This is a genomic window from Streptomyces sp. NBC_01276 (assembly GCF_041435355.1).
Classification (GTDB): Bacteria; Actinomycetota; Actinomycetes; order Streptomycetales; family Streptomycetaceae; genus Streptomyces.
On sequence record NZ_CP108442.1, the window covers coordinates 5,420,162 to 5,433,129 of the forward strand.

The 12,968-nt window shown below is 73.8% G+C and carries 7 protein-coding genes; 2 read left to right on the forward strand and 5 right to left on the reverse strand.

Annotation, left to right across the window (positions count from 1 at the left end; all coding sequences use genetic code 11):
* Positions 1–62: 62 nt before the first annotated feature.
* The 3 genes from OG295_RS24350 to OG295_RS24360 form a co-directional block, all read right to left on the reverse strand.
* Complete coding sequence (locus tag OG295_RS24350; RefSeq protein WP_371678795.1) at positions 63–785, reverse strand: hypothetical protein; 723 nt, start codon at positions 783–785, stop codon at positions 63–65.
* Positions 786–869: 84 nt separating this feature from the next.
* Positions 870–2,954 carry a PIG-L family deacetylase gene (locus tag OG295_RS24355; protein ID WP_371678796.1) on the reverse strand — a complete coding sequence of 695 codons (2,085 nt, stop codon included), beginning with the start codon at positions 2,952–2,954 and terminating at the stop codon, positions 870–872.
* A gap of 278 nt (positions 2,955–3,232) precedes the next feature.
* Positions 3,233–5,605, reverse strand: coding sequence for a PIG-L family deacetylase (locus OG295_RS24360; protein ID WP_371678797.1), 2,373 nt, complete (start codon positions 5,603–5,605; stop codon positions 3,233–3,235).
* A gap of 208 nt (positions 5,606–5,813) precedes the next feature.
* Here OG295_RS24360 and OG295_RS24365 point away from each other — a divergent pair, with 208 nt between their 5' ends.
* A complete protein-coding gene (locus OG295_RS24365) occupies positions 5,814–8,801 on the forward strand; it encodes a bifunctional [glutamine synthetase] adenylyltransferase/[glutamine synthetase]-adenylyl-L-tyrosine phosphorylase (RefSeq protein WP_371678798.1) in 2,988 nt (995 codons plus the stop codon).
* An 8-nt stretch (positions 8,802–8,809) separates the two neighbouring features.
* On the opposite strand, the gene OG295_RS24370 is transcribed toward OG295_RS24365, so the two are convergent.
* Complete coding sequence (locus OG295_RS24370; protein WP_371678799.1) at positions 8,810–10,261, reverse strand: hypothetical protein; 1,452 nt, start codon at positions 10,259–10,261, stop codon at positions 8,810–8,812.
* Between the two features lie 154 nt (positions 10,262–10,415).
* Here OG295_RS24370 and OG295_RS24375 point away from each other — a divergent pair, with 154 nt between their 5' ends.
* Complete coding sequence (locus OG295_RS24375; RefSeq protein ID WP_371678800.1) at positions 10,416–12,011, forward strand: amidohydrolase; 1,596 nt, start codon at positions 10,416–10,418, stop codon at positions 12,009–12,011.
* On the opposite strand, the gene OG295_RS24380 is transcribed toward OG295_RS24375, so the two are convergent.
* Complete coding sequence (locus OG295_RS24380; protein WP_371678801.1) at positions 12,008–12,895, reverse strand: phosphatase PAP2 family protein; 888 nt, start codon at positions 12,893–12,895, stop codon at positions 12,008–12,010. The two genes, OG295_RS24375 and OG295_RS24380, sit on opposite strands and share 4 nt — an antisense overlap.
* Between the last annotated feature and the right edge of the window lie 73 nt (positions 12,896–12,968).

The following is a 12,968-nucleotide window of genomic DNA, read 5'->3' on the forward strand; positions in this document are numbered from 1 at the left end:
GATCATGGTTTGAATAGGCCGATCGACAGGAAACGACGGAGCCCCGGCGGCCCGGAGTCGGTTCAGGGCTTCGCGCAGGTGAGGGTGACCGGGTCGCTGCGGCCCGTCAGGTTCGCGGACGGGACGTGGAGGGTGACGAAGCCGATCTGGGGGTCGCCGTTCACCGTGGGCGGGAGGTCGACCACCTTGAAGAGGGAGACGCTCTCGATGCCGGGGTCGAAGTGGGCCTTGCCCGATCCGATGGGGTCGGAGCCGGAGGCGAAGGTCCAGAAGTAGGGGACGTCGCCCTTGCCCGTGCCGCTGATCTTGCCGTCGAACTCGGCCCTGTTCGGCTTGGAGCAGTCGACCGTGGTGCCCGGTTTGGTGAGGGTGGCGACCGAGACCCGGGTGACCTGCACCTTGCCCTGCTTGCCGCCGCCGCGGTCCGGCTTCTGGCGGGGCGGGGTCAGGCAGTCGATGCGGGTGCCGTGGCCGGAGCCGCCGGCCTTGAAGCCGACGCTGTACCTGCCGTAGCGGACGTTGTCCTGCTGGAGGGAGCCCTCGTCGCCGATCCGGGTGCGCTGGCTGGTGCGCGGGCCGTTGATCGTGACGGACTGGCCCGGGTCGAAGCCCTCCAGGACGAGGGTGTACGAGGTGCCCCCGCCCTGCCCGCCCTCCCCGGTCGCCACCAGTTCGCAGGACGCGGCCGCGGGCGGGGCCGCCGCCGGGGCGGCGAAGGCGGGGGTGGCGGCCGGGGCGGCGAGGAGCGGGGCGGCCAGGAGCGTGAGGAGGCGGTGCCGGTTCATCGTGCTGCCCTCCGTGCGGAGAAGCCCCCGATGCTCCCTCCAGGATATCGGCGGGCAGGTGGGGTGCACCTGCCCGCCGGGAGGTCAGGACGGTGGGGCCGGGGCGACGGCAGGATGCCAGGTGGCGGGGGGTGCGGCCGGGCGGGTGGTCGCCGTGTGGAGCAGGGCGTCCAGACCCAGGACCGCCGTGGTCGTGGTGCCGGCGGGGCCGAGGACCGCAGTGGGGGCGCCCGCGTACAGCATCCGGGACTCGGTCAGGGCGGGCGGCCCGCCGAGGGCCGCGGTGGCGACCGTACCGGTGTCGGCGCGGCCCGTCAGGGCGCGGCCCGCGGCGGCGACCGCCCCGTAGCCGGCCCGGCCGCCGGACTCGCCGAGGCCGGTGACCTGGGGGGCGCCCGGACCGGCCGTGACCAGGGCGGTCCGTACCACCCCGGAGTCGGGGCGGCGGAAGTAGAGGCGGACGCCCGCGCCGTCGCGGGCCGCCGAGAGGGGCACGGTGGTGGCGGGCAGGGCGGTGGGGTGGGGCCCGGTGAGCGGGGCCCCGGGGGACGGCTGGGTCCAGGCGAGGACCGACGTGGTGGTGGTGGCGTAGACGTGGCGCCGCCCGGCCGCGTCGGTGAGGGTCACGGGGTCGCTCTGCAGGTCCTCGCCGCCCAGCCGCTCCCAGTCGCCGAAGGCGCCCGACGGCTGCTGGACCCGGGCGCGCAGGGTGCGGTGGGTGTCGCGGAGGTAGACGGTGAGGCGCCCGCCTGCGTCGGCGACGGCCGCCGGGGCGCTGATGGCGGAGGTGCCGGGCTCGTCTCCCGGCTCGGGGGTGCCGAGGGACTGCCAGGGGCCGAAGGGGCCGTCGGGCGCGGACTGCAGGGCGCAGACGACCTCGCGCCGGTAGTCCGCCGGCCGGGGTCCGAGGGTGGTGCGGGTGGCGAGGACGGCGACGCGGCCGTCGGGGAGGCGGGCGGTGGTGGCGCCGGGGTCGATGCCGGTGCCCGGCAGCAGCGCGGGCCCGGTCCAGGTCCCGGCCGGGTCCCGGGACCACAGCGCCATCCGGCCGTCGAGCGCGGCGAAGGCCCACAGGCGGCCCGGGGTGCCCTCGACGAGCCAGGAGGTGGTGTCGGCGCGGGCGTAGCGCAGGGACTGGGCCCAGTTGCGGCCGGTGGGGCTGCCCGCCACCTTGCGGTCCCCGCAGCCCGAGGGGCTGCCGCAGTAGTCGGTGCGGTCCTGCCAGGCGTACGTCTTCAGGAAGCCGATCTTGGTTTCGGCGGTCTGCGGGTCCAGGGCGTGGGGGAGGGTGCCGTTGTGGTAGCCGAGGTAGTTCTGGACGGTGAAGCGCGGCCGGTCCGAGACGCGCTCGGCGTAGGCGGCCGTGGCCGCCTGCACGAAGCGGGCGCCGTACATGTGGTCCTGGTGGTCGGTGTACTTGCCGGTGTCCGCGTACCGGTTCGGCGTCGGGTCCTGCATGCGTATCGTCGTCGGCCGGTACCGCTCCAGGATCCCGGCTATCGAGTCCACGACCTGGTCCTTGGTGTACGTGAACGACTGCCGGACCGGGGTACCGGTGGTGAGCTGGGCGCCGAGCGCCGGTATCCGGCCGTTCCACAGGCCGCGCAGGCTGTCGGGGTTGTCGCCGGCCGGGCTGCGGGCCTCGCGCAGCTGCAGCCAGACGAGGTTGACGCGGGGCCGGGCGACGAGGACGTCCAGTTCCGCCTGTCCGCCGCCCGCGGTCGGTATGACCGTACGGGTCCACGCGCTGGTGCGGTCCCCGGTGGCCATCTGGGCGTACGCCGAGCGGATGCCGTTCTGCCGGGCCTCCGCGTAGCGCGCGCGGTCGGCGGGCTGCTCGGGGTCCCTGGCCTGGCCGCCGTGCGCCTCGTTGCGGCCGTCGGCCTCGCCGGAGGTGAGGTAGACGGTGGTGAGCGGGAGGCCGGCGAGGAGGGACCTGCTGAGGTCGGGGTTCATGAAGAACAGGTCGTCGTCGGGGTGCGCGACGATCTGCACCACCGTGCCGGAGGTGGTGCTGGCGGGGAGGACCGGGGTCCGGCCGGGCCGGTCGTTCTGGGTGGCCTCGGCCGAGGTCTGCCGGCCGGAGACGATGGAGAGTGCGCCGGAGGCGCCCACGGTGAGCATGGGCACCACGGCCGCGAGGAGGAAACGGCGGCGGGATACGGGCATCGGTCACGCCTCGGGGTCGTTCCGGACGGGCAGGAAGAACCGCTGTGCAGTCAATGAGAGGCCAAAACGGGGGAGTTGGTTCACCGATTTCGCCGATGACGCGTGCTTTCCGGAAATGACCGGTTGTGATGCTGCACGGTGCGGGTGCGGACGTGCGCAAGTGCCCGGATCGTGGACGTGGTTGGCGGGCCCGGAACGCAAACAACACCCCGGGATGGGGTGTTGGAGGCGTTATGCGGCTTATGTGCTGCCCGTCCCGGATGTCTCCGGGTGATGTGCTACGGGGCCGTGCTGCGCGGGCCCACCGGCTGCCACGGCGCCAGGTACGCGTCGGCCTCGTCCGCCGACGAGGTGACGTAGAGGCGCGCGTCGAGCCCGACCACCGCCAGGCTGACCATGTTCTTCCCGGTCATCGTGCTGGACGGTGCGCCGGCGAACATCAGCGGCGAGCGCTGCCACGGCTGTCCGATGCCCACGTCCGAGCCGAGGCGCCCGCCCGCCGTGCGGCCGGCCAGCACGTGCCCGCTCGCCGTCACCGAACCGAAGCCCTGGAGCCCTCCGAGGTCGGTGAGGTTGTTCACCTTCAGGCCGCCTTCGCCCGTCATCAGGGCGGTGCGGACGTTGCCGGAACCGGGCTTGCGGAACCACAGCCGTACTCCGCCCTCGCGGGCCTCGGCCGTCAGCGGGAGCGTGGTGTCGGGCAGTCCGGTATGGGTGGCCGGGCCCAGCGGTGCACCCGGTTCCGGCTGCGTCCAGCCGATCACCGTCTTGGTGGTGGCGGCGAACACCATCCGGCGTCCGGCCCCGTCGGTCGCGGTGGCCGGGGTGCCGTGCAGGTCGGTCCCGCCGTGGTTCTCCCAGGGGCCCCAGCTCCCGTCGGCCCGCTGCGCGCGGCCGCGCAGACCGGAGGCGCCGTCGCGGACGTAGACGGCCGCGAGTCCGGTGCCGTCGACGGACACGGCGGGGGCGCTGATGTCGGAGGTCCAGGTGTCGTCGGCGGCCTCGGGGGTGCCGAGGGACTGCCACTCCCCGAACTCCTCGGAGCCGGGGTCCCGCTGGACGGCGTAGACGACCTCGCGCCGGTAGTCGGCGGGCCGGGCGCCGAAGGTGGTGCGGGTGCCGAAGGCGGCTATCCGGCCGTCCGGCAGGGTGACGGTGGAGATCCCCTGGTCCATGCCGGTGCCCGGGAGCAGGCGGGGGCCGCTCCAGCTGCCGATCAGGCCGGCGCGGTGCCAGAGGGCGACCTGGCCGTCGAGGACCTTGAAGGCCCACAGGCCGTGGTCCCGGTCGGAGGTCAGCCAGGAGGTGCTGGTGTCGCGGGCGTAGTTGATGGAGTCCGTCCAGCGGTTGCCGGAGGGGTGGTCGGCGACCTTGAGGTCACCGCAGCCGGCCTCGCTGCCGCAGTGGTTCTGCCGGTCGAGCCAGGCGTAGGTGTCCAGGATGTCCAGCTTCTCCTTGGCCTCGCCGGGGTCCAGGGCGAGGGGGAGGGAGCTGTTGAAGTAGCCGACGTAGTTCTGCACGGCGAAGTGCGGGCGGTCCTTGACCTCCCGGGCGTAGTTCTCGGCGGCCATCTGCACGAACCGGGCGCCGTAGAAGTGGTCCTGGTGGTCGGTGTACCGCTTGGTGTCCGGGAAGCGGCCGGGGGTCGGGTCCTGCATCCGGATCGTCGTCGGCCGGTAGGTCTCCAGGACGCCCTCGATCGTCCGGACGACCTGCTCCTTCGTGTACGTGAACCGCTGCTTGACCGGGGTGCCGGAGGCGAGCATCGACTCCAGGCGCGCGACCCTGCCGTCCCACAGGCCGTGAAGGCTGTCGGGGGCGTCCCCGTAGACGTTGCCCGCCTCGCGCATCTGCAGCCAGACGAGGCTGACCTCGGGCTTGGCCTCCAGGACGTCGACCTCGGCGTGGCCGCCGCCCTTGGTCGCCACGACGTTGCGCTTCCAGGGGCTGCTGCGGTCGCCGGTGGCCATCTTGGCGTAGGCGGCGCGGATGCCGTTCTGCCGGGCCTCGGCGTAGGCGGGCTTGTTGGGCGGGGTGGAGGCCTCCTTGGCGGCGCCCGCGTTGATGCCGTCGGCCTCGCCGGAGGTGAGGTAGACGGAGGTCACGGGGTGGCCGGCGGCTATGGAGTACCGCAGGTCCGGGTTCATGAAGTACAGGTCGTCGTCGGGGTGCGCGACGATCTGCAGCACCCGGCCCGGGTCGGGGGTGCCGGCCGCGGTGGCGGTGGTCAGCCGGGAGTCGGCGCCGGTGGGCGCGTCGAGCGCGGCGTAGGCCTCGTTGCCGCGGAGCACGAGCATGCCGACGGCCGCGGCGGCCGCGCAGGCGGCCACGGCCTTGACGGTCCGGGCCCGGTGGAGCGCGGGGTGCGCGGGCCGGTGGTGGGCGGGCCGCCCGGAGGGGTGCGGGTACGCGGCCGGGCCCGGCCCGGTGGCCTGGCGGGGTACCTCGGGACGACCGGAACCGCCGCGGGGTACCCCGGGACGGCCGGAACCGCCGCGGGGTCCGTTCGCGTCGGAGGGTGCGGTGGTCGGTTCCGGTTCGAGGCGCGGTGCCGCCGCGGTCGAGGGCGACCGGGGAGCGGGCGCGGCGGGCCGGCGCGGGGCCGGGACCGGAGGCGGCGTCGGGGCGGAGTACGGACGTCCTTCGGACATGGGGCTCCTCGCAACCGGTCGCACGGGGACCGGGCCCCTGACGCATAGATCTAAAAGTAACCAGAAAATCTGATAATCCGCCTCATGATATTCGCCACGACACGCCGGTGAGTCGAACGCCTGCTCCGGCTAGGCTCGCCCCAGGCCGGCCACCACCACCGGCAGCGCCGGCCGACCACCGGCGGCGACGCACTCGGGAGGCGGCGGGATGACAGTCCCGGGACGCAGGAGCAGCACCTTCATCCGACTGCTGCGCAGCGGGTTCACCGACCCGTCCGCCGCGGCCCGGCTCCTCGACGCCGACGCGCTGGCCGCCGTACGCACCGACCCGGTGCTCCTCGACGCCCTCGGCGCCACCGCCGACCCCGACCTCGCCCTCCTCGGCCTCGTCCGGCTCGCCGAGGCCCAGCCGGCCGAGCAGCTGCCCGTGCTCCTCGACACCCTGGTCAGCGCCAAACCCCTGCGCGACCGCCTCCTCGGCGTCCTCGGCGCCTCCGAGGCCCTCGCCGACCACCTCGCCCGCCACCCCCGCGACTGGCAGGCCCTGGTCACCTACGAGGCCGCCGACCTGCACCCCGGCCTCGCCGAGTTCGAGCAGGGCCTCGCCGACGCCCACGACCCCGTCGCGCTGCGCGTCGCCTACCGCCGCTGCCTCCTGTCCATCGCCGCCCGCGACGTCTGCGGCACCACCGACGTCGCCCAGGCCGCCGCCGAACTCGCCGACCTCGCCACCGCCACCCTCCGCGCCGCCCTGCGCATCGCCGGCGCCGCCGCCCCCGAGGACGCGCGCCAGTGCCGGCTCGCCGTCATCGCCATGGGCAAGTGCGGCGGCAACGAACTCAACTACGTCTCCGACGTCGACGTGATCTTCGTCGGCGAAGCCGCCAACGGCACCGACGAGGGCAAGGGCATCCAGGCCGCCACCCGCCTCGCCTCCCACCTCATGCGGATCTGCTCCGAGACCACCGTCGAGGGCACCATCTGGCCCGTCGACGCCAACCTCCGCCCCGAGGGCCGCAACGGCCCCCTGGTCCGCACCCTCTCCTCACACCTGGCCTACTACCAGCGCTGGGCCAAGACCTGGGAGTTCCAGGCCCTGCTCAAGGCCCGCGCCGTCGCCGGCGACGAGGCGCTCGGCGCCGAGTACATCGCGGCCATAACGCCCCTGGTCTGGCAGGCCGCCGAACGCGAGAACTTCGTCGCCGACGTCCAGAAGATGCGCCGCCGCGTCGTCGACAACATCCCGGCCGCCCAGATCGACCGGGAGCTCAAACTCGGCCCCGGCGGGCTGCGCGACGTCGAGTTCGCCGTCCAGCTGCTCCAGCTCGTGCACGGCCGCAGCGACGCCACCCTGCACTCCGGCAGCACCCTCGACGCCCTCCACGCCCTGGCCGCCGGCGGCTACGTCGGCCGCGCCGACGCCGCCCAGCTCAACGACGCGTACCGCTTCCTGCGCTCCATGGAACACCGCATCCAGCTCTACCGGCTGCGCCGCACCCACCTCGTCCCCGAGGACGAGGCCGACCTGCGCCGCCTCGGCCGCTCCCTCGGCCTGCGCACCGAACCCGTCGCCGAACTCAACAAGGCCTGGCGCCGGCACGCCTCCGCCGTGCGCCGCCTCCACGAGAAGCTCTTCTACCGGCCCCTGCTCGACGCCGTCGCCCAGCTCGCCCCCGGCGAGACCAGGCTCTCCCCCCGCGCCGCCGGACAGCGCCTCGAAGCCCTCGGCTACGCCGACCCGGCCTCCGCCCTGCGCCACCTCGAAGCCCTCGCCTCCGGCGTCAGCCGCAAGGCCGCGATCCAGCGCACCCTGCTGCCCGTCATGCTCGGCTGGTTCGCCGACTCCGCCGACCCGGACGCCGGGCTGCTCAACTTCCGCAAGGTCTCCGACGCCCTGGGCAAGACCCCCTGGTACCTGCGCCTGCTGCGCGACGAGGGCGCCGCCGCCGAGAACCTGGCCCGCGTACTGTCCGCCGGACGCCTCGCCCCCGACCTCCTCATGCGGGCCCCCGAGGCCGTCGCCCTGCTCGGCGACGCCGGAGGCCTGGAACCGCGGACCCACGAGGCCCTCGAACAGGAGGTGCTCGCCGCCGTCGGCCGCGCCGAAAGCGGCGAGGCCGCCGTCACCGCCGCCCGCGGGGTCCGCCGCCGCGAGCTCTTCCGCACCACCGCCGCCGACATCATCGCCTCCTACGGCACCGAGGACAGCCCCGCCGAGGAGGACCCCGGAGCCCTCGTCGACCGGGTCGGCGGCGCCGTCTCCGACCTCACCGCCGCCACCGTCGCCGGCGCACTGCGCGCCGCCGTCCGCGACCACTGGGGCGAGACCCTCCCCACCCGCTTCGCCGTCATCGGCGTCGGCCGCTTCGGCGGACACGAACTCGGCTACGGCTCCGACGCCGACGTCCTGTTCGTCCACGAACCCCGCGAGGGCGTCGACGAACAGGAAGCCGCCAAGGCCGCCCAGACCGTCATCGCCGAGATGCGCCGCCTCCTGCAGCTCCCCACCGCGGACCCGCCGCTGCTCATCGACGCCGACCTGCGCCCCGAGGGCCGCTCGGGCCCCCTCGTGCGCACCCTGTCCTCGTACGCGGCCTACTACCGCCGCTGGTCCCTGACCTGGGAGAGCCAGGCCCTGCTGCGCGCCGAGCCGGTCGCGGGCGACGACGACCTCGGCCGCCGCTTCATCGAGCTGATCGATCCCCTGCGCTACCCCGTCGAGGGCCTCGGCGAGGACGCCGTGCGCGAGATCCGCCGGCTCAAGGCCCGGATGGAATCGGAACGGCTGCCGCGCGGCGCCGACCCGACCCTGCACACCAAACTCGGCCGCGGCGGCCTCAGCGACGTCGAGTGGACCGTCCAGCTGATCCAGATGCGTCACGCCTGGGCCGAACCTGGCCTGCGCACCACCCGCACCCGCCAGGCCCTGGCCGCCGCCCACGCCGCCGGGCTGATCCCGACCGAGGAGGCGCAGGTGCTCGACGAGGCCTGGGTGCTCGCCACCCGGGTCCGCAACGCCGTCATGCTGGTCCGCGGCCGGGCCGGGGACACCTTTCCCGCCGACGCCCGCGAACTGGCGGCGGTCGGCCGCTACCTCGGCTACCCGGAGGGCAGGGTCGGCGAGATGCTCGACGACTACCGCCGCATCACGCGGCGCGCCCGCGCGGTGGTGGACGAGCTCTTCTACGGGGCGTAGGCGCCATCCTACGGAGCCTGGGAGCGGGCGGGGTCCAGCAGCGTGGCGAAGGGGATCTCGGTGACCGCGGAGTCGTACTGGTCGACGCCGTACCTCTCCGAGGACTCGGCGTCGGCCGATACGTGACCCTTGGAATCGCGCGGGGAGATCAGAACGTAGATGCCGCTGTTCGGCGCGCCGAACGACCGGTACGTATTGACGTACCGGGGCCTGCGCGTCACGTTGATGATGTTGTTGTTGTGGCGCACCCTCGCGTGGTACATGACGTAGTCGAGGCATCTGACGGCGGCGCAGTCGAAGAACCTGTCCGTCTTCTGCTGCCAGGAGAAGACCGGATATCTGAGTTCGTCGTTGACCTTTCCGCGGTCCCCCCTCATGAAGATGACCGTCACGGTGGCCATGACGAGGTCGTACGGTGCGCCCGTGGGGATCTGGACCACTCGCTCCGTGGTGTAGTCGGCTCCCGGCGCAGCCCAGGAGTCCACCGGTACGACCAGGCCGCTGTTGATCACCTGGTACCCGGTGGGCTGCACGTGGAGCTCCAGGTCCGCCCGGCCCTCCGTGTCGGCACGCCATTTCTTCTGCTCCACCGCGGTCTTCTTCCCGTCGAACACGGATTCCCGGCCGTACACCTGGTAGCCGCTGTTGAGGATGTAGGCCGGAACGGCCCCGTCGTTCGCCACGTGGAGCTTCACCGGAAGGTAGACGACGGGACGGTTCGGATCCCGCTTCGGTGTTCCGAACGTCGCCTGGACCTTGAAGTGGAAGAGCGCGGCGTGCGGCTGGTACAGGGCCGAGTAGGCGAAGTTGGCCGAAGCCAGCAGGGCCGTCGCCGCCACACCCGCCGTGAAGCTCCTGGGATAGGGGATCCCCTTCCATGTCCGCGCCCGCCAGACCGTCCACGCCGCCCAGACCGCCCAGAGCGACAGCGCGAGGAACACCGGCAGGTACGGCGTCCACTCCCGCTCCTGGAACCAGACGGCCAGCAGCAGCGCCTGCGTCGCCACCGCGATGAGTACGCCCACCAGCACGAGGGCGCCCGAGTACCGCAGCGTCCGTTTCCCCCAGAAGTCGCACACCGCGGCCGCCGCGACCACCTGGAGCGCTCCGGAGAGCACGAGGAGCATCCCGGTCAGACGCCCCGAGAAGGTCAGTGCCCCCAGCGCGTCCACCATGCCGATGTCGGCGAGCAGGAGGGCCGAGACGAGCAGCCCGGCCGTCAGGAGCGCGATCGTGGCGCGCCGGCGTCCCGTGCGGTCGGGCCAGACGGTGCCGTCCGCCCCGCGCCAGGTGACCGAGGCCCGGTCCTCCAGGTCCATGCCGGGCGGCAGCCCCGCGCGGCACAGCTGTCTGCGCAGATCGCGTCGCGACCAGGCGCTGCCCGCCGGCCCGCCGTCGACGGTCACCGCGCGCAGACCGCGTTGGTCCGGCGCCTGGACCACCACCCTGTGCGTGCTCATGGCCCCAGGCTCACGGCCCCGCCCGGGGCGCGCACCCGGGGTTACTCCGACCGCCGGGTCCCGGCCCGACGGCCTCGCCCCCGCCGTCGGCATCGTCCTCGTGGCCTTCGTCCCGGCCGTCTTCCCCACCCGAACCCCCTGAAGGAGCAGAGCCGTGCCCACTGCCGACACCGTCCTCACCGGAGCCCGCGTCCGCACCCTCGACCCCGCCCGCCCCGAGGCCGGCGCGGTAGCCCTCGGCGGCGGACACGTCCTCGCCGTCGGCGACGGGAGCGACGTACGCGACTGGCGAGGACCCGGCACCCGGGTCATCGACCTCGGCGGCGCCACCCTCACCCCCGGCCTCACCGACGCCCACAGCCACCCCGTCTGGGGCATCGAGATGTCCACCGGTGCCGACCTCACCGCCGTCCGGGACCTCGACCAGCTCCGCGCGGCCCTGCGCGCGGCCCCCCGCACCGGCGGCTGGGTCCTCGGCTGGGGCCTCGACCACAACGCCTTCGGCGGCCGCCCCGTCCACCGGGACCTGATCGAGGACTCCCTCGGCGGAGCCCCCGCCTTCCTGCGCCTCTACGACGGCCACTCCGCCCTCGCCAACGGCCCGGCCCTCGCCGCCGCGGGGATCACCGGCCCCCGCGCCTTCGCCCAGCGCTCCGAGATCGTCTGCGACGCCGGCGGAGCACCCACCGGACACCTCGTCGAGCACGCCGCGATGTCCCTCGTCGGAGCCCTCGCCCCCACACCCCGGTCCGCCGAGCGCCGCGCCCGCCTCCTCGCACTGCTCCGCGACATGGCCGCCACCGGCCTCACCGGCGCCCACGTCATGGACCTCGGCGACGGGGACGTACCCGCCCTGCTCGCCACCGTCGAGTACGAGGGCCACCTCCCGCTGCGGCTGCGCCTGGCCCCCTGGTGCATGCCGGGGGCGGACGGGGACGCCCTCGCGGAACTGATCGCCCTCCAGGGCCGGGGCGGACGCCACTGGCAGGTCGGCGGGGTCAAGCTCTTCATGGACGGCACCGTCGAGGGCGGCACCGCCTGGCTCGGGCACGCCGACTGCCACGGGCAGGGCACCGAGGCCTTCTGGCCCGACCCCGACGCCTACTCCCGGGCCGTACGGGTCCTCGACGCGGCCGGGGTGGGCACCGCCACCCACGCCATCGGCGACGCGGCCGTCCGCCACGTCCTGGACACGGTCGCCGCCCTGGGGCCCCGGGCGCGCATGCGGCACCGGATCGAACACATCGAGACGGTCCCCGACGACCAGCTGGAGCGGTTCGCCGGGATCGGGGTGATCGCCTCCATGCAGCCCCCGCACACCGCCTACACCCGGGCCGACCACACCGACGAGTGGTCGAAGCGGCTCGGTGACGAACGCGCCGGACGGGCCTGGCGCTGCCGGGACCTGCGCGACGCGGGAGCCGTCCTGGCCCTCGGCTCGGACTGGCCCATCGCCCACCACGACGCCCGGCAGGTCCTCGCCACGGCCCTGCGCCCCCGCGGCGCGGCTTCCCACGGACGGGCCCTGACCGGGCTGATGGCTCTGGAGGGGATGACCTCGCACGCGGCGCTCGCGGCCGGAGAGCAGGCGGTGGCGGGAAGGATCGCGCCCGGTCTGCGCGCGGACCTGACGGCCTTCACCGTCGACCCGGTCACGGCGGGCCCGGACGAGCTGGCCGAGGCCCCGATCCGGCTGACGGTGTCGGGCGGCCGGATCACCCACGGGGAGCCCGGAGCCGACACCCCCTAGCGGCGGAAGCGGTTCAGCAGTGCCGCCGACGCGGGGTGCGGGCCGGTGTGCACCGGCTGGCGCGGCAGCCGGTGCGGCAGCGAGCCGTACCAGATCCGGGTGACGGCGAACCCGAAGGCCAGGCACGTCATCCCGCCGACGGCGTCGAGCCAGAAGTGGTTGGCGGTGGCCACGATGACGACGAGGGTCGCGGCCGGGTACAGCAGGCCCAGGATCCGGGCCCACGGCGCGGACGCGACCGCGAAGATCGTCAGCCCGCACCAGAGCGACCACCCTATGTGCATGGACGGCATCGCGGCGTACTGGTTGGACATGTGCTTGAGGTTGCCCGAGGCCATCGAACCCCAGGTGTGGTGGACCAGCACGGTGTCCACGAACCGCTCCCCGTTCATCAGCCGGGGCGGCGCGAGCGGGTAGAAGTAGTAGCCGACCAGGGCGACGCCCGTGGTGGCGAACAGCACGAGCCGGGTGGCCGCGTAACGGCCGGGATGGAAGCGGTAGATCCACACCAGCACGCCGATGGTCACGACGAAGTGCAGCGTGGCGTAGTAGTAGTTCATCCCCACGATCAGCCACGTCACGGAGTTCACCCCGTGGTTGATCGAATGCTCGACGGCGATCCCCAGACCGCGCTCGACGCTCCAGATCCAGTCGGCGTTCGCGAGGGCGGCGGCCTTCTGCTCCGGTACGGCGTTGCGGATCAGCGAGTAGGTCCAGTAGCTGACCGCGATCAGCAGGACCTCGAACCAGATGCGCGGCCGGCGCGGCAGGCGCAGCCGTGCGAGGAGGGTGCGCTCGGACTCCCGGCGGACCTCGCCCTCGCTCACGATGGGCGACGAGACGTCCGTCCGGGTTTCCAGTGTCTTCACGCTCGCTTCACCCATGGGGAGAGAGTCTGCCAGATGCCTTCTCGCCTCCGATCATCCCTCCGGACGGTCTTCGGCGCCCGCGCTCAGC